Origin of the sequence: Caulobacter sp. CCH9-E1 (genome assembly GCF_001556515.1) — a bacterium.
Taxonomy (GTDB): Bacteria; Pseudomonadota; Alphaproteobacteria; order Caulobacterales; family Caulobacteraceae; genus Caulobacter.
Genome location: NZ_LSJA01000073.1, coordinates 67,849 through 85,582, shown reverse-complemented (window position 1 = coordinate 85,582; position 17,734 = coordinate 67,849). Strand labels below are relative to the sequence as shown.

The 17,734-nt window shown below is 69.7% G+C and carries 10 protein-coding genes; 5 read left to right on the top strand and 5 right to left on the bottom strand.

The window, feature by feature from the left end:
- Positions 1-163: 163 nt before the first annotated feature.
- The gene (locus tag AX690_RS03885; RefSeq protein WP_066682535.1) at positions 164-907 is read right to left on the bottom strand and encodes a GntR family transcriptional regulator; all 744 of its coding nucleotides are present in this window, start codon (positions 905-907) and stop codon (positions 164-166) included.
- 254 nt (positions 908-1,161) lie between these two features.
- Between AX690_RS03885 and AX690_RS03880 the strand changes: the two genes are divergently transcribed.
- From AX690_RS03880 to nagE, 4 genes are all read left to right on the top strand, one after another.
- The gene (locus AX690_RS03880; RefSeq protein ID WP_066682515.1) at positions 1,162-3,828 is read left to right on the top strand and encodes a TonB-dependent receptor; all 2,667 of its coding nucleotides are present in this window, start codon (positions 1,162-1,164) and stop codon (positions 3,826-3,828) included.
- A gap of 146 nt (positions 3,829-3,974) precedes the next feature.
- Positions 3,975-6,263 (top strand): family 20 glycosylhydrolase, encoded by a 2,289-nt coding sequence (locus AX690_RS03875; RefSeq protein ID WP_066682514.1) that lies wholly within the window; start codon positions 3,975-3,977, stop codon positions 6,261-6,263.
- Entirely contained in the window at positions 6,260-8,812 is a 2,553-nt protein-coding gene (ptsP, locus tag AX690_RS03870; protein ID WP_369798168.1) for a phosphoenolpyruvate--protein phosphotransferase, read from the top strand. Before AX690_RS03875 ends, ptsP begins: the two co-directional genes overlap by 4 nt.
- A gap of 17 nt (positions 8,813-8,829) precedes the next feature.
- Positions 8,830-10,566 (top strand): N-acetylglucosamine-specific PTS transporter subunit IIBC, encoded by a 1,737-nt coding sequence (nagE, locus tag AX690_RS03865; protein WP_066682533.1) that lies wholly within the window; start codon positions 8,830-8,832, stop codon positions 10,564-10,566.
- A 19-nt stretch (positions 10,567-10,585) separates the two neighbouring features.
- Here nagE and AX690_RS03860 read toward each other — a convergent pair whose 3' ends face one another.
- From AX690_RS03860 to AX690_RS03850, 3 genes are all read right to left on the bottom strand, one after another.
- Complete coding sequence (locus AX690_RS03860) at positions 10,586-11,254, bottom strand: hemerythrin domain-containing protein (protein WP_066682512.1); 669 nt, start codon at positions 11,252-11,254, stop codon at positions 10,586-10,588.
- A gap of 160 nt (positions 11,255-11,414) precedes the next feature.
- Positions 11,415-13,943, bottom strand: a complete 2,529-nt coding sequence (locus tag AX690_RS03855; protein WP_066682511.1) for an ABC transporter permease — start codon at positions 13,941-13,943, stop codon at positions 11,415-11,417.
- Positions 13,944-13,945: 2 nt separating this feature from the next.
- Positions 13,946-14,629 (bottom strand): ABC transporter ATP-binding protein, encoded by a 684-nt coding sequence (locus AX690_RS03850; RefSeq protein ID WP_066682510.1) that lies wholly within the window; start codon positions 14,627-14,629, stop codon positions 13,946-13,948.
- 56 nt (positions 14,630-14,685) lie between these two features.
- Between AX690_RS03850 and AX690_RS03845 the strand changes: the two genes are divergently transcribed.
- On the top strand, positions 14,686-15,330 hold the full coding sequence (locus tag AX690_RS03845) for an arylesterase (RefSeq protein WP_066682508.1): 645 nt from the start codon (positions 14,686-14,688) through the stop codon (positions 15,328-15,330).
- A 109-nt stretch (positions 15,331-15,439) separates the two neighbouring features.
- On the opposite strand, the gene AX690_RS03840 is transcribed toward AX690_RS03845, so the two are convergent.
- Positions 15,440-17,710, bottom strand: a complete 2,271-nt coding sequence (locus AX690_RS03840; RefSeq protein WP_066682506.1) for a nitric-oxide reductase large subunit — start codon at positions 17,708-17,710, stop codon at positions 15,440-15,442.
- Positions 17,711-17,734: the final 24 nt, after the last annotated feature.

Below are 17,734 nucleotides of genomic sequence, written 5' to 3'. Positions count from 1 at the left end.
CCGGGGACCAGCAGGCCGCCGGCCAGATCCTGGCGCTCGGCCCCGGCGGGGACCTCGGCCATCGGGACCACGGCGGCGATCTTGCCGCCCTCGACGAGGACGGCGTGATCAACGACGACGCCGGCCGGGGTCAGCACCCGGCCATTTACGAGAGCGACCAGCATTAGCTCAGGGCGTTCAACTCGGCCACGAAGTCATAGGCGTCGCCGCGATAGTAGGACTGGGTGACCTCCACCGCCCGGCCGTCCTTCAGGAAGCCGCGCCGTTCGATCAGCAACCCCGCGTCCTTGGCCGGCACGCCCAGCAGATCGGCCTGTTCGGCGGCGAACAGCACCGCCCGCAGGCGCTGCAGGGCGCGCACCGGCCTATGCCCCGTCGCCTCCAGCGCCTCGTAGAGCGAGACCCCGACCGCATCGACCGAGGGCAAGGCGAAGGCGGCGATCGTCGTATACTCCACCGCCATGGGCGATCCGTCGGCATAGCGGATCCGGGCGAAGCGATAGACCGGCGTCCCCGGCGACAGGCCCAGGGTCAGCGACTCCTCGGGCGTGACCTGACCTTCGTTGCGGCTGATCCATTCGCTGCGCGGGACCCGGCCCCGCGAGATCATGTCCTCGGTGAAGGACGACAGCTTGGAGAAGCTCTTCTCGACCCGCGCGGCGACGAAGGTGCCCGCGCCCTGGCGGCGGGTCAGCAGACCCTCGCTGACGAGGCCATCCAGCGCTTTGCGCACTGTGATCCGCGAGATCTTGAACTCGTCGGCGAGGTCCCGCTCGGCGGGCAGGGCGTCGTCGGGGCCCAGCACCTTCTTGTGGATCGCGTCGCGCAGCGCGCGCTGGAGCTGCTTGTAGAGCGGGGCGTGATCGTCGGCGGCGCCGAGCCCGCCGATCCGTTCCGCGAATGTCATCGCCCAGCCCTCCCAGCGCAAATCGTCGGCGCCCGCCGCCTGCATTGATAGCTTATGACCATTTTCATACCAATCACAACCTGGTCCGTAATTGGTTTCTTTTTGGCCTTGTCATCCGAAAAATTTCCGTCACAGTTCTCTTCCGAGGCCTGAGAAGTATCCATTTCTGCGGATCCTCCCAGAAAATTGGTACCAGATTGGGCTTGGGGTTCGGCTCCGGGTCCAAGGCCCGGCATAATGGGGAGAAGCCGAGTATGAAAAGTTTCCACAAGTCCGTCCTCGCCGCGTCCGTCAGCGCCATGGCCGTTGCGGCCGCCGCTCCGGCCCTGGCGCAAGACAGCAACGCCGTCGAGCAGGTGGTCGTCACCGGCATCCGCGCCTCGCTGCTGCAATCCATCGAATCCAAGCGCCGCGCCGGCGCCATCATCGACGTCGTCACCGCCGAGGACGTGGGCAAGTTTCCGAGCTCCAATGTCGCCGAAGCCCTGACGATCGTGCCGGGCGTCACCGTAGACCGCGCCTTTGGTCAAGGCGAGAAGGTCAGCATCCTGGGCACCGACCCGGCGCTGAACCGCACTCTGCTGAACGGCCAGACCGTCGCCTCCGCTGACTGGTTCATTCTCGACTCCCCCGGCCGCACCTTCAACTACGCCCTCCTGGCCCCGCAGATCGTCGGCAAGGTCGACGTCTACAAGTCGCCGGAAGCGCGGATCGACGAAGGCAGCATCGGCGGGACCGTCATCGTCAATACCCGCAAGCCTCTGGATCTGAAGTCTGGCCTGATCGCTGGCGCGGTGAGCTATCTTTACAACGACCGCTCCAAGAAGGGCGACGCCCAAGGCTCGCTGCTGGTCAGCTGGAAGAACGCCGACCAGACCTTCGGCGCCAGCTTCTCGGTCCAGCGCGCCGAGGACCAGTTGCGCCGTGACGGGGTCGAGAGCTACGGCACCATCGCCGCCAACCAGTGGGCCGGCGGCAATCCCGACAATCCGGTCGACTCCCGCACCCGCGGTTGCACCGGAACCTGCGCCAGCACCCTGACCTCGAACCTGACGGCCCGCAGCCCGAACGCCTTCGGCGCCTCCTATTTCGAGCAAGGCCGCACCCGCACCACCTACACCACGGCCTTGCAGTGGAAGCCGACCGACGCCCTGTCGTTCGAGTTCAACTGGCTGAAGATCAAGGCCGACTACGACAACACCAACCAGTCGATGTACGCCTTCCAGGGCAATACCTGGAACAGCCTGGGCGCTCTGACCGACCTCACCGTCAACAACGGCGTCGTCACCAAGGCCTCGTTCAACAACGCCCTGTCGGTGCTGGACGTCCAGTACCGCGAAGCCGAGCTCAACTCGGACACCTACCACCTGAAGGGTGGTTACAAGGGCGACGGCTGGGACCTGAACGGCGAGATCGGCAAGTCCACCGCCGACGGCGGCACCAAGCGCCAGGTGTTCCTCGAGTTCCTGAACTGGGCCAACTACACCGTCGACATCAGCGGCGCGCCCAAGAGCGCCGGCAGCCTGACCTACACGACCAATGTGATGGGCAATCCGGCCGCCTTCGCGACCGATCCGGGCTGGAGCGGCAACCTCGTCTCCAAGCCGACCAGCGACGAAGAGAAGTACGCCCAGCTCGACCTCGGCAAGGACTTCGACGGCGTCATCCAGCGCGTCCAGGTCGGCTACAAGCGTCGCGAGCACGAGACCGGTCAGCAATACGCCGGCATCGCCATCACCGGCGTCGCCGCGCCCGCGTCTCTGTTCAGCCCCAGCGAAGTCCCCAGCAACTATCTGAAGGGCTTCGACGGCGTCGGCGACCAGATGAAGAACCGCTTCCGCATCAGCGGTCCGTCGATGGTGGACTATGTTCAGAGCGGAAAGTGGCTGGCGGCCGGCGCGTCCCTGCCCAAGCCCTCGATCTTCGCCGCCGCCGAGTTCACGGCCGGCAACTGGAACATCCAGGAAGACATCGACGCCGCCTACGCCCAGGCCAATTTCAAGGCTGACAACATCCGCGGCAACTTCGGCGTCCGCTATGTGAAGACCTCGGTGAATAGCGCCGGCTATGTCTGCAAGCCCGGCGCGGCCTGCAACGCGGCCGCCGACTGGGCCTGGCAGGTTACCAAGAAGAGCTACGACAACGTCCTGCCCAGCGTGAACATCATCGTCGACGCGCGCGAGGACCTCGTGTTCCGCTTCGCCGCGGCCCAGGTCATCGCGCGCCCGAACTACGCCGACATGACCAACTACTTCTGGCTGTCGGACGGCATCCTGACCGGCGGCGGCGGCAACCCGGCGCTGGAGCCCTACAAGTCGAGCAACGTCAACGCCTCGGCCGAGTGGTACTTCCAGCCCCAGGCCATCCTGTCGGCGGAGGTTTTCTACAAGGACATCTCCAACTACATCCTGCAGCGCACCCAGCCCGAGTCGTACTTCAACCAGTCGCAGGGCAAGGTCACGACCTACCAGATCAGCCGTCCGTTCAACGCGGGCTCGGCCGAGGTCAAGGGTCTGGCGGTCGCCTACCAGCAGAACTTCGCCTACGGCTTTGGCCTGCTGGCCAACTATACCTACGCCGACGCCTCGGGCCAGGACGGCGCGCCGCTGCCCTACAGCTCCAAGAACCAGGTCAATGTCAGCCCCTTCTACGAGAATGGTCCGTTCTCGGCCCGGGCGACCTTCACCTGGCGCTCGAAGTACTTCACCGGCGTCGACCGCGGCGACAACATGTTCGTCCGCGCCTCCAAGACGCTGGACGTGACGGCGGGCTATGCGGTGACCAAGAACATCACCGCCTCGGTGTCGGCGCAGAACCTGCTGGACAGCGAGTACTACGCCTACGCCAACACCACGGCCCTGCCGCGCGGCGTCTACCGCACGGGCCGCAAGCTGCAGGCCACGTTGAACGTGAGCTTCTAACGCGTGAGCGGCGGAGGCTCGGGCGTCCGAGCTTCCGTCCCCGCGCATTGATCCGATCCCCTCCTGACTGCAAGCATGGAGATTGGGCGGGACAGTCCTGCTGTTCCGCCCGCTTTTTGCCGCCTTAGGTTTCCTCGCGAGGCCGCGTGACCCTGACCCCGCTCCGCATCGCCGCCGTCTCGGCCCTCGCCCTGGCCGCCGCCCTCGCCATGCCGGCGAGCGCCGCCGACCTGAACCTCACCCCCGCGCCCGCCAAGGCGGTCCGCGCGGAGGGGACGTTCAAGCTTTCCGCCGCCACGCGCATCCACGTCGCCAAGGGCGATATCGAGGCCCGAGGCGTCGCCAACCAGTTCGCCGACCTCGTTCGCCGCTCGCGCGGCTTCCGACCCGCCGTCGTCGAAGGCGCGCCCGCCAACGGCGAGGCGGCGATCGTCCTCACCCGCGAGGGCCCTGCTGGCGAGGCCTACAAGCTCGACGTCTCGCCGAAGGGCGTGACCATCGCCGCCGCCCAGCGCGCAGGCCTGTTCTACGGCGCCATGTCCCTCTGGCAGCTCGCGACGCCGAATGAGGCCAAGGGCCCCGTCGCGATTCCCGCCGCCACGATCGAGGACGCCCCGCGCTTCGCCTGGCGCGGCCTGATGGTCGACAGCGCTCGCCATTACCAGTCGATCGCCACGCTGAAGGCGACGCTCGACGCCATGGCGGCGCACAAGCTCAACACCTTCCACTGGCACCTGGTCGACGACCAGGGCTGGCGGCTGGAGATCAAGAAGTATCCGAAGCTGACGCAGGTCGGCGCGTGGCGGACGGACCCCGGCGCGGCGCGGGTCTATCCAAAGTACGGCGGCTTCTACACCCAGGACCAGGTCCGCGACCTCGTCGCCTACGCCGCCGCCCGCAACATCACCATCGTCCCGGAGATCGAGACGCCCGGCCACGCCCTGGCGCCGATCGTGGCTTATCCGGAGCTCGGCTCGGCCCCGCCGGACGCCAGCAAGATGGGGGACTGGGGCGTCTTCCCCTGGCTCTACAACACCGACGACGCGACCTTCGCCTTCCTCGACGACGTGCTGAACGAGGTGATGGACCTCTTCCCGTCGACCTTCATCCACGTGGGCGGCGACGAGGCGATCAAGGACCAGTGGAAGGCCAGCCCCAAGATCCAGGCCAAGATCAAGGCGCTGGGCCTCAAGGACGAGCACGAGCTGCAGAGCTGGTTCATTCAGCGCGTCGGCAAGACTTTGGAGAAGCGCGGCCGCCGGTTGATCGGCTGGGACGAGATTCTCGAAGGCGGCCTCGCGCCCAACGCCACGGTGATGTCCTGGCGCGGCGTCGACGGCGCGATCGCCGCGGCCAAGGCTGGCCACGACACGGTGCTCTCGCCGCATCCGACGCTCTATCTCGACAACCGCCAGAGCGCCTCGCCCGAGGAGCCGACCGGTCGGGGCAAGGTGGTCAGCCTGAAGGACGTCCACGCCTTCGATCCCGCGCCAGCCCAGCTCACCGAAGACCAGCGCCGGCACATTCTCGGCGTCCAGGCCAATGTCTGGACCGAGCACATGCAGACCGACGCGCGCATGCAGGCGATGGCCTTCCCCCGCGCTGTGGCCCTGGCCGAGCGTGGCTGGTCGCCCGCCGCCGGCGCCGATTGGGCTGATTTCGCGCGTCGCCTGCCCGCCGAGATGGCGCGACTGAAGGTGCTGGGCGTGACCGCCAACACGGTCCCGTTCGAGCCGCAGGCGGCGTTCACGCAAGGCGAGGGCGGCAAGACGCGGCTGGCGCTGTCGACGGGGCTCGGGATCGGCGAGATCCGCTACACCCTCGACGGCAAGGCGCCGACCGCGGCCTCGACGCCCTATGCCGACGCGCTTGAGCTGCCGGCTGGCGCGGCGGTGAAGGCCCGCGCCTTCCTCGACGGCCAGGCGTTGGGGCGCGAACGGTCCTGGATCATCGCGCCGTCCCTCCTTCGCACGCGTCTGAGCGCCCAGCTCAAGCTCTGCACCGAGAAGGTTCCGCTGACCATGATCGACGACGCCCCGCGCGCCTTCGAGCAAAGGGCGATGATGGTCGTCGACATCCTCAACCCTTGCTGGATCTGGGAGGGCGCCGACCTGACCCAGGGCGCGGTCATCCGCGTGCGCGTCAGCCAGATCCCCTTCAACTTCCAGGTCGGCGCCGACCGTGACCGTATCCCCCTCCGCGCGCCCGCGACGCCGGGCGGCGAGCTGGAGGTGCGCGCCGGCTGCGCGGGCGAACGCCTGGCCGCCATTCCGCTGGGCGAGGCGTCGAAAAATCCGGGCCTGTCCACGATCACCGGCCGCCTGCCGCCGCGAGCGGGTAAGGTCGATCTTTGCCTGAGCTTCACGGCCAAGAGCGTCGATCCCTTCTGGACGATCGAGCGCGTGACCCTGACGCCCGCGAACGCGTTCCAATAAGAGCAAAGCCCGTGTCCAACCTTGTTCTCGCCTCTCCCCTCAAGGGCTGGATCGCGTCGTTGTCGGAGGTTCCGGACGCGGTGTTTGCGCGTCGGATGCTGGGGGACGGGGTGGCGATCGACCCGCTGGGGGCGGAGCTGGTCGCGCCGTGCGACGGGGTGGTGGTGTCGGCGCACCGGGCGGGTCACGCGGTGACGCTGCGGGCCGGCTGCGGCGCCGAGATCCTGATGCATGTGGGGCTGGAAACGGTGGCGCTGGGCGGCGAGGGCTTCGAGGCCTGCGTGCGCGAAGGCCAGGCGGTGAAGGCGGGCGACGTGCTGATCCGCCTTGATCTCGACCTGCTGGCCCAGAAGGCCAAGAGCCTGATCACCCCGGTGATCGTCACCAATCCCGAAGCCTTCGAGATCGTCCGCCGCGACCAGGACATGGCCGTGGAGGCCGGCGGGTTCCTGATGGCGCTGCGGCCCCTAGCGAGCCTGAAAGGGGCCGGCGCGGCGATGGCGGCGTCCTCCCAATCCACCAATGAGATCACCCGCCCGGTGACCGTGCCGCTGATGCACGGGATCCACGCGCGGCCGGCGGCGCGGATCGCCGAGCTCGCCAAGAGCTTCGCGGCCGAGACGGCGGTGGTCGTGGGCGAGCGGCGCTCGAGCGCCCGCAGCCCGGTGGGGTTGATGGCCCTGGCCGTGCGCCATGGCGACGCGATCCAGGTGCTGGCCTCTGGTTCGGACGCCGAGAGCGCCGCCGCCGCCATCGCCGCGCTGATCGAGAGCGGCATGGGCGAGGGGGCGCTGGTCCCGGCGAAGACGGCGGTCGCGCCGACGCCGATCGCGACGCCCGAGCCCCTGACGCCCGCCGCCCTGCCGGCCGACGGCGTGCTGAAGGGCGTGCTGGCCGCGCCGGGGCTTGCGATCGGCAAGGCCGTGCGCCTGGCCTCGTCCGACATCGCCGTGCGCGAGGCAGGGGAGGGCGCGGCTTCGGAAGAGGCCGCGTTGGCGGCCGCGCTGGACAAGGTCCGCGCCCGCATCGAGGCCAATGCGTCCAAGGGCGACAAGGCCCGCAAGGCGATTTTGGCCGCGCACCTGGCCTTCCTCGACGATCCGGAACTGCTCGCCCAGGCCAGGAGTCTGATCGCGGCCGGCAAGAGCGCCGGCTTTGGCTGGCGGTCGGCGGTGCGCGGCTATGTCGAGGCGCTGCGAGCCTTGGGCGATCGCCGCATGGCCGAGCGCGTCGATGATCTGATCGACCTGGAGCGCCAGGTGCTCAAGGCGCTGGCCGGCGAGGACGACGAGGCGACCATCCTGCCGCCCGGCGCGATCCTGCTGGCCGACGAGCTTCTGCCCTCGCAGCTGATGGGCGCGGACCCCGGCGTGATCGCCGGCTTCGCCACCGCCCGCGGCGGTCCGACCTCGCACGTGGCGATCCTGGCCGCGGCCATGGGCGTCCCGGCCCTGGTGGCGCTGGGCGGCGCGGCGCTGAGCATCGCCGACGGAACCGCCCTGATCCTCGACGCCGACGGCGGCGGTTTGCGCGTCGCTCCCGACGCCCCGGCCCTGGAGGCGGCCCAGACAGCCCTGGCCCAGCGCCAGGCGGCCAAGGCCGCCGCCAAGGCCGCCGCTCATGCGCCGGCCGTGACCAAGGACGGGACCCGCATCGAGGTCTTCGCCAACACCGGCTCGGTCAAGGACGCTCTGGCGGCGATCGAGAACGGCGCGGAAGGCTCGGGCCTCCTGCGCACCGAGTTCCTGTTCCTGGACCGCCAGACCCCGCCCGACGAGGACGAGCAGGCCCGCCAGCACCAGGCCATCGCCGACGCCCTTCAAGGCAAACCGCTGATCGTGCGCACCCTCGATGTCGGCGGCGACAAGGCCGCGCCCTACCTGCCGATCCCGGCCGAGGAGAACCCGGCGCTTGGCCTGCGCGGCGTGCGCGTCAGCCTATGGCGGCCGTACCTGCTCAAGACCCAGCTGCGCGCCATCCTGCGGGTGGTCCCGCAAGGCCAGTGCAAGATCATGGTCCCGATGGTCGCCAGCCTCGATGAGCTGCGGGCCGTGCGCGCGGTGCTCGAAGAGGCCAAGCGCGAGCTCGGCGTCACGGATCACGTCGAGCTGGGCGTAATGATCGAGACCCCGGCCGCGGCCGTGACCGCCGACCTGATCGCCGCCGAGGCCGACTTCCTCTCGATCGGCACCAACGACCTGACCCAATACGTGCTGGCCATGGACCGGGGCAATCCGGAGCTGGCCGCGCGGATCGACGCCCTGCACCCGGCGGTGCTGCGGATGATCGCCCAGACCTGCCAGGGCGCGGCCAAGCACGGCCGCTGGGTCGGGGTCTGCGGCGGCCTGACCTCGGATCTTACCGCCACGCCGATCCTCTTGGGCCTGGGGGTCACCGAGCTCTCGGCCACCGCCGCCATCGTCCCGGAGGTCAAGGCCCGCGTCCGCGCTCTGGACCTTCCCGCCTGCCAGGCGCTCGCCGCCCGGGCCCTGGCCCAGACCTCGCCCGAGGCGGTCCGGGCGCTCGTCCAAGCCAGCCTCGGAGCCTGATCACGATGAAGTCTCCGATGAAGTCTCCGCTCGAGATCCTCCAGCCGCTGGGCCGGGCCCTGATGCTGCCGATCGCGGTGCTGCCGGTGGCGGGGCTGCTGTTGCGCCTGGGCCAGCCGGACCTCCTGAACATCGGCTTCGTGGCCGCCGCCGGGGACGCGATCTTCTCCAACCTCGGCCTCCTCTTCGCCATCGGCGTGGCCGTGGGCTTGGCGCGCGAGAACAACGGCGCGGCGGGGCTGGCGGGCGTGGTCTGCTTCCTGATCGCCGTCGAGGGCGCCAAGGCCCTGCTGCACGTCCCGGCCGAGGCGACGGCGGGCCTTGTCCCGGCCCACGCCGATCTGGCCTCGGCGGCCTACAAGGCCAAGGCGCTGGCCAAGCTCAGCGTGCCGATCGGCATCGTCTCCGGGATCACCGGCGGGCTCTTCTATAACCGCTTCTCCGGCTTCAAGCTGCCCGAGTACCTGGCCTTCTTCAGCGGCCGGCGGTTCGTGCCGATCGTCTCAGGGCTCGCGGGCCTGCTCATCGCTCTGCTGCTGGGCCTGGGCTATGACGCGATCAACGGCGGGGTCGACGCGGCCAGCCGGGCCGTGGTCGGCTCGGGTGAGCTTGGCCTGCTGGTGTTCGGGTTCCTGAACCGGATCCTGATCGTCACCGGCCTACACCACATCCTCAACAACATCGCCTGGTTCGTGGTCGGCGACTATCACGGCGCCACGGGGGACCTGCGTCGCTTCTTCGCCGGCGACCCCGCCGCCGGGGCGTTCATGAGCGGGTTCTTCCCGGTGATGATGTTTGGCCTGCCGGCCGCGTGCCTGGCCATGTATCACGCCGCCAAGCCCGAGAAGCGCAAGGCCGTCGGCGGCATGCTGGCCTCGCTGGCCCTGACCTCGTTCCTGACCGGGGTGACAGAGCCGATCGAGTTCTCGTTCATGTTCCTGGCCCCGGCGCTCTATGCGATCCACGCCGTGCTGACGGGCGTGTCCATGGCGCTGCTGGACGTGCTGCATGTGAAGCTGGGTTTCACCTTCTCGGCGGGCCTGTTCGACTATGTGCTGAACTTCGGCAAGGCCAGCCGGCCGCTGTGGCTGATCCCGATCGGTCTTGCCTATGCTGGCCTCTATTACGGCCTCTTCCGCCTGGCCATCGTCCGCTTCGACCTCAAGACCCCCGGCCGCGAGGATGACGAGGCCGAGGCCCCGCGAGCCGTCACGACCGGCGGCGGGCGCGGGGCCGACTTCGTCCAGGCCCTGGGTGGGGCGGGCAATCTGCAAAGCGTTGACGCCTGCACCACCCGCCTGCGGCTGATCGTCGCCGACCAGGCCCAGGTCAGCGAACCAGCCTTGAAGGCCCTCGGCGCGCGCGGGATCGTCCGTCCCTCCGACAAGGCCCTGCAGGTCGTCCTCGGCCCCATCGCCGACACCGTCGCCGGCGAGATCCGCGCGGCGCTCGGAAATCGGACCCCGAAGACCCAGGCGCAAGCCGAGACGTCGGCCGCCAAGGCCGCTCCGGCTCCTCAAGATCAGGCCCAGGCGCTCCTCGCCGCCCTCGGCGGCCCCGCCAATCTGCGCCAGGTCACCGCCAACGCCAGCCGCCTGCGCCTCGTCCTCACCGATCCCCAACGCATCGACCAAGCCGCCCTCGCCAAGGCCGGAACACGCGGGTGCGTCCAGCTGAGCAACAACATCCTGCACGTCGTCGTCGGATCAAACGCCGAAGCCGTGGCGGAAATGCTCCGTAAGAAAATAGGGTAGCGCCGCGGCTATCGGCCCATCACGGTTTTGGGGCCAGCCCGGCCTGTTCTTCCGTCTCGCCGCCGCCGGTCTGAAGAGGGCCCGCGTCGTTGCGGCCGATCACCTCAAGGTCATCGTCGGCCGGCGAGGCGAACGACCGGGTTTCGGCCGGGCGCGTCGCCACTCCCAGGACATAGCGGTCGTACTCCTCGGAGAAGCGGCGCGTGAGGAAATCCTGTTCCGGAGCCTTGGCCTTCAGCTCCAGGAACCACGTCCCCTCCTCCTCGAACATGTGGTGCAGCACCGCGCCGCGGATATGCTCCAGCTTGTCGAGCCAGGCTTCGTCGGCGGGCTCTATGCGCTCCAGTTCGGCCATCTGCATCTTGGCCGTGCTCTGTTCGGTATAGGCGAGGCCGGCGTGGACCTTTTCACCAGCCTTGGCGAGCGCGGGATAGAGGACGACCTCTTCGGCTTGGGCGTGGCCGTTCAGCACGGTGGCGAGCGCGCGCAGGGCGGCCACGCGGTCTTCGGACGTGCTCGCGGCGCGCGCCCTTTCGAACGCCGAGCGGATCTGTTCGTGGTGATTCAGCGCCAAGTCCAGCCAGTCGCCCGAGTTGCTGGCGGCCCGCGCCTTCTCGGTAGCCTCGGCCCGCACCTCGTCGGTCTCGGGCGGGGTAATGGCTCCGATAACCTTGTCTATCAGGGACATAGTCAAGCCTCCGCCTTGTCGCCGTCCCTAAGTCAACCCGCGGCGCTGGCCAGCAGCCGCCGACGATGTCCTTTGATATTCCCGTCCCAGGCGCCCTCGCGCTGCGACGGCGCTTGCGGCTTCACGCCAACCTCAAGGCCGTGGGTCTATAAGCCCGGTCCTAGTCGCCCCGCAGGACGGGCGCGGGCCGCTGCGACAGCGCCAGGCTTGCGGCGATCAGCCCGCCGAGCGTGGTCAGCGAGGTGGCTCCGGCGAGCAGCAGCAGGACGCCGCTCCAGTCCACGCTCCAACGGGCCTCGAACACCTTGACCACGACCGGCCAGGCGGCGGCGAAGCCGAGCAGGACGCCGGCCGATCCGGCGATCAGGCCGACCGCGCCGTATTCGACGACATAGGCGATCAGGATCTGCGACCGCGTCGCGCCCAGGACCTTCAGCGTGGCGGCTTCGCGCGCCCGCGCACGCGCCCCGGCGGCGATCGCTCCCGCCAGGACCAGCAGGCCCGCCAGGCCGGCGACCGCCGCCGCGCCGCGCACCGCGAGCGCCAGCCGGTCGAACAGGGAGGCGGCGGCCTCGAGCTGCTCGCGGACGCTGATCACATTGACGCCCGGAAACTGCTCGCCCAGGCGGCGGGTCAGGACGGCCTCCTGCTCTCGGTCGAGGCGCGCGATCGCGACGCTGCGCAGGTCCGCGCCTTCCAGCGTCGCGGGATCGAAGATCAGCGAGAAGTTCGGCCCAAAGCCGCCGAAATCGACCTTGCGCAGCACGGCGATGCGCGCCTCGATCTCGCGGCCCAGGATCAGGACCGTGATCGCGTCGCCGACCTTCAGGCCGGCGGCTTGCGCCACCTCGACATTCATCGCGACCTGGGGCGGGCCGGCATAGTCGGCGCGCCACCACTGACCGGCGACCACGCCGGCGTTCTTCGGCTCCTGGGCGAGCAGCGAGAGGGTGATGTCGTTGTCGAAGGCCCAGCGCTGGGAGGGCTTTACGGCCTGCGGGTCGACCGGCTCGCCCTTCACGGCGACGATGCGCCCCGTGGCGAACGGCATGCGCAGATAGGTCTCGGCGCTCGGCGATCCCAGGACGCCGGCGACGACGGCGTCGAACGCTTCGGCGCCGTCAGCGGGAATCTCGGTGAACACCATGGCCGGGGCGGTGCGCGGGGCGACATCGCTGACCTGGGCCAGCAGCGCCGACTGGATCAGCACGACGCAGGCGAGCAGAGCCACGCCAAGGCCGATGGCCGGGCTCGCGGTATGCGCGGCTGAGCGTGGACCGGCCAGATTGGCGAGCCCCAGCTTGATAGGGCCGCGCGCGACGCCGCGAACCCGCCCCGCCAGAAACGCGGCGCCGCGGCCCAGCGCTGCGAGGAGGCCAAAGGCCGCGGCCACCCCCGCGATCATGATCGCCGCGGCCATCGGGGTAGGGGCGGTGGCGACGGCTAGCGCGGCGAGGCCTAGGCCCGCGCCGACCGCGCCGGCCGTCTCCAGGCCCAACGGCAACCGGGCCTTGGGCGCGCGGCGGAACAGGGCCGAGGGCGGCGTCGCCCGCGCTCTCGCCAGCGGAACCAGGGAGAAGGCCGCCGCGGCCAGGAGTCCGAATAGTCCGGCCTTGGCCAGCGGCCAGGGATAGACCTTGAACAGCGCTGGAATGGGCAGGTTGGAGCCGGCCATCTGACCCAGGAGCAGGGGCGCGGCGGCGCCAACCGCCAGGCCGATCGTCACGCCCAGCAGCGCGAGGACGCCGATCTGGATCAGGTGGAGGTCGCGGATCAGGCTGCTTCGCGCGCCCAGCGCCTTGAGGACGGCGATCGCCGGCTCGCGCGTCGACAGATAGGCCGACACCGCGCCGGCGACGCCGAGCCCTCCGGCGACCAGCGAGGCCAGGCCGATGAAGCCGAGGAAGTACTCCAACTGGTCGATCAGGCGGCGCGCGCCGGGTGCCGCGTCGAGCCGGTCGCGAACCCTGAAATGCGCGTCCGGGAACGCCTTCTGGATCGCCTGTCCGGCCGCGCGGGGGTCCTGGCCGGGCGGCAGGGCGATCCGCACGGTGCGGCTGGAAAGCCCGCCGGGCGCCAGCAGCCCCGAGCGGTCCAGCACATTGGACCGGATCAGCACGCGCGGCGCCAGGGCGAAGCCGCGCGAGAGGCCATCCGGCTCGCTGAGCAGGCGGGCGCGCACGACCAGGGTCAGGGTCCCGGCCTCGAACCGGTCGCCGATCTTCAGGTTCAGGCGGTCCATGAGCGCCGGCTCTACCGCCGCGCCGGGCAGGCCATCCCGGTCGGCGAGGGCCGCGGCGAGGCTGGGCGCGCCTTCGAGCTTCACCGCGCCGGCGAGGGGAAAGCGTTCGTCCACGCCACGCAGGCTGACGAGGCGCCGCTCGCCGTTGGACGCCTGCGCCATGGCGCGTGCGCCTGCCGAATAGGTGGTTCGGCCTAGGCGGTCGATCGCGGCCCGCTCGTCGCGCGTGAAGTCGCGGTTCTCGATCGAGAAGGAGAGGTCGCCGCCCAGGATCTCGCGGGCCTGGCTGGCCAGTCCCTGCCGGAAGGCCTCGGCGGTGGAGCCGGCGGCGGCGATCGCGGCGACGCCCAGCGCCAGGCAGGCGAGGAAGATGCGAAAGCCGCGCACGCCCGAGCGCAGTTCGCGAGCGGCCAGACGGATGGCGAGCGGGAGAGGAAAGCGCGGCACGATCAGGCCTGGATCTTGCCGTCGGCCATGCGCACGATCCGGTCGGCGCGGGTGGCGAGGCCCGGGTCATGGGTCACCATCACCAGCGCAGCGCCGACCTCGGCGACGAGGTTGAACATCAGGTCGGCCACCGAGGCGGCGGTGGCGCCGTCGAGGTTGCCGGTCGGCTCGTCCGCGAACAGCAGGGCCGGACGCGCCGCCAAGGCGCGCGCCAGGGCGACGCGCTGCTGCTCACCCCCGGACAGCTGGTGCGGATAGTGGGTGAGGCGCCCGGTCAGGCCCACGCGGCCCAGCCAGTCCCGCGCGGTCGCGATGGCGTCGCGCGCCCCGGCGATCTCCAACGGCGTGGCGACATTTTCCTCCGCGGTCATGTTGGGCAGGAGGTGGAAGGCCTGGAACACCAGCGCCGCCCGTCCGCGCCTCAGGCGGGCGCGACCATCCTCGTCCAGCCTGGCCAGGTCCTCGCCGAACAGGCGCACGGCTCCTCCGGTGGGCTCTTCGAGGCCGGCGCCGACCGCGATCAACGACGACTTTCCCGAGCCGGACGGACCCACGATCGCCACGCGCTCGCCGAGACCGACGGTCAGGCTCACGCCGCGAAGGATATCGACCGGTCCGGCGGTGGAGGGAAGGGTCAGGGCGACGGCGTCGAGGACCAGGGGCGCGGCGGGCGTGGCGTCGGTCATGGGTTTCCTGCGAGGCCGGTCCTTGTGCGGCCGGCAAGCGAACTACATAGGAAGGCATGAGCCCGATCGCACAGCGTTTTTCCAATCGTCGCCGGTTTTTGCTGGGCCTTGGCGTCCTGACCCAGGTCGCCGCGGCGCCCAAGGCGCCGATCGTCACTGTCCTGGGCGACTCCATCACGGCGGGTCTTGGCCTTGCAGCGAAGGACGCCTTGCCGGCGCAGCTCCAGGCGGCGCTGGCGAAACGGGGCGTGTCGGTCGTCGTCCGAGCGGCCGGCGTCTCCGGCGACACCAGCGGCGGCGGTCTGGCGCGCGTGGGCTTCAGCGTCGCGGGCGACACCCAGGTCTGCGTGGTGGCGCTCGGCGGCAATGATCTGCTGCAAGGGGTCGATCCCGCTCAGACCAAGGCCAATCTGCGCGGCATCCTGCAGAAGCTGAAGGCGCGGGGCGTCGGCGTGGTGCTGGTGGGCGTCGCCGCGCCCCCCGCGATCGGCGCGGCCTATGCTCGCGAGTTCAACGCCATCTATCCGAACCTGGCGCGTGAATTCAGCGTGCCGCTCTACGCCAACATCCTGGCGGGCGTCAGCGGCGACGCCTCTCTCCTGCAGAGGGACGGCGTCCATCCCAACGCGGGCGGCGCCAAGCGCATCGCCGAAGCCCTCGCGCCGGTGGTCGCTAAGGCCGTGAAGGCGCGTACGGGCTAGTCCAAGCCGGGTGCTTTGAACACCCGACGCAAGCCGCCGCCGTGTCGAAGGGGGATCTTGAAAGGAAAGCCGGCGCGTGTCGCCACGCGCCGGCTCCGGGTCTGGCGGACTACTCCGCGGCGACCGGGCTCGCGGCCTTGCCGATGGCGGGGCGGCGGGCGCCCAGCAGCAGCTTGGCGGCGAAGAACGCCAGGGTGAAGGCGCCGCCGGCGAAGACGATGTCGCCCGGCACCCGCATCCAGACCAGGGTCTGGACCAGAGGCGAATGGATCACCGCCGGAGAGCGGGCGAACCACAGGCCGTGCTCGATGCTGGCGATCGCCTGGATCACGCCCACCGGCAGCAGCGACAGGAACAGCATCATCGCCAGGCCTCCGTTCAGCATCCAGAAGGTCGCGGCCAGCAGCCGATCGTCCCAGGCTTCACGTCGCGCCAGGCCGCGGAAGCAGAACAGCAGCAGGCCGATGCCGAGCATGCCGTACACTCCGAACAGGGCGGCGTGGCCGTGGGTGGCCGTCGTGTTCAGGCCCTGGATGAAATAGAGGCTGATCGGCGGGTTGATCATGAAGCCGAAGACCCCCGCGCCCAGCAGGTTCCAGAAGGAAACCGCGACGAAGAAGAAGATCGGCCAGCGATAGGTCGCGACCCAGGGCGCGGCCTTGGTGTGGCTGAAGGTCTCGAAGGCCTCGGCGCCGATCAGGGCCAGCGGAACGACCTCGAGGGCCGAGAACACCGAGCCGATGGCGATCACCGAGACGGGCGTGCCGGCGAAGTACCAGTGATGGGCCGTGCCCAGCACGCCGCCGAACAGGAACACGATGGTTCCGAACAGCACCGCGCCGTTGGCCGACTTGGCGCGCACCAGGCCCAGCTTGACCATCAGCAGGCTGATGACCGCCGTGGCGAACACCTCGAAGAAGCCCTCGACCCACAGGTGGACCACCCACCAGCGCCAGTACTCGACCATGCTGATGTGGCTGTGCTTACCCCACATGAAGCCCGCGCCGTAGAACAGGCCGATGGCGACGGTCGACAGGAACAGGATCCAGAGGACGGGCTTGCTTTCCGACGGCGCCTTCAGGGCGGGCCAGAGGGCGCGGCCGACCAGGACCAGCCACTTCATCAGGCCCACGAACAGCAGGATCTGCCAGAAGCGGCCCAGGTCGACATACTCCCAGCCCTGGTGGCCGAACCACCAGTTGGCGTTCAGGTCGAAGACCTGCTGCACGCCCAGCCACTCGCCGGCCATCGAACCCAGCACGACGACGACCAGGGCGACCCACAGCAGGTCGACGCCCAGCTTCTGGCCCTTGGGCTCGTGGCCCGAGATCATCGGCGCGACGTAGAGGCCGGTGGCCAGCCAGGCGGTGGCGATCCAGAACACGGCCAGCTGGGTGTGCCAGGTGCGGGTGACCGCATAGGGAATGACGTCGGAGATCGGCACGCCGAAGAAGGCGTGGCCCTCCACCGAATAGTGGGCGGTGACCGCGCCCAGGCCCACCTGCAGCAGGAAGAGGCCGATCACGGTCAGGAAGTACTTGCCGGTCGCCTTCATCGAGGGTGTCGGCTTCATCGCGGCCAGCGGGTCCTTGTCCGGCGCGACCAGATGGTCCTCGGTCTTGGTGCGGGCGTGCCAGAAGGCCAAGGCGCCGACGGCGAAGATCAGCAGGATGACGCTGGCCACCGACCAGACGATGGTCGGGGCGGTCGGCGTGTTGCCGATCAGGGCCTCATGCGGCCAGTTGGCGGTGTAGGTGATCACGTCGCCGGGGCGGTTCGTGCTGGCCGCCCAACCGGTCCACCAATAGAAGGCGGCGATGGCGGTCCGGCGGGCCGGATCCTTCACCGCGCCATTGGCGATGGCGTACTGCTCGCGCAGCTTTTCCAGAGCCGGATCCGATCCCAGCAGCGTCTCGTAGTGGCTGCGCACCTGGCGCATGGCCTGGGCGCGATCGGCGCTGACCGTGATGACGCCGGTCTTGGCGTCATAGCTATTGGTCCGCATCTCGCGCTTCAGGCGCTCGCGCAGGGCCGCTTGGCGCTCGGGCGACACGGCGTCGTAGGGCGCCTTGAAGTCGCGCTGGGCCCAGATGTCGAGCAGGGCCGTGGCCTCGCGGTGGACCTGGTCGGCCGACCAGTCCGGCGCGACATAGCCGCCGTGCCCCCAGATGGAGCCGACCTGCTGGCCGCCCATCGACTGCCAGGCCAACTGACCCGTCTCGATGTCGGCCTTGGTGAGCAGAACCTGCCCCGACGCATCGATCACGCGGGTCGGTATCGGCGGCGCCTGTCGGTGGATTTCGCGTCCCATCAGCCCCAAGACGGTGAAGGACACCGCCATCACCAGGGCGAGGACGAACCATAGTCTTCGGGTGGTCATCTCGCTTCCCCTCGCCGGTCGGGA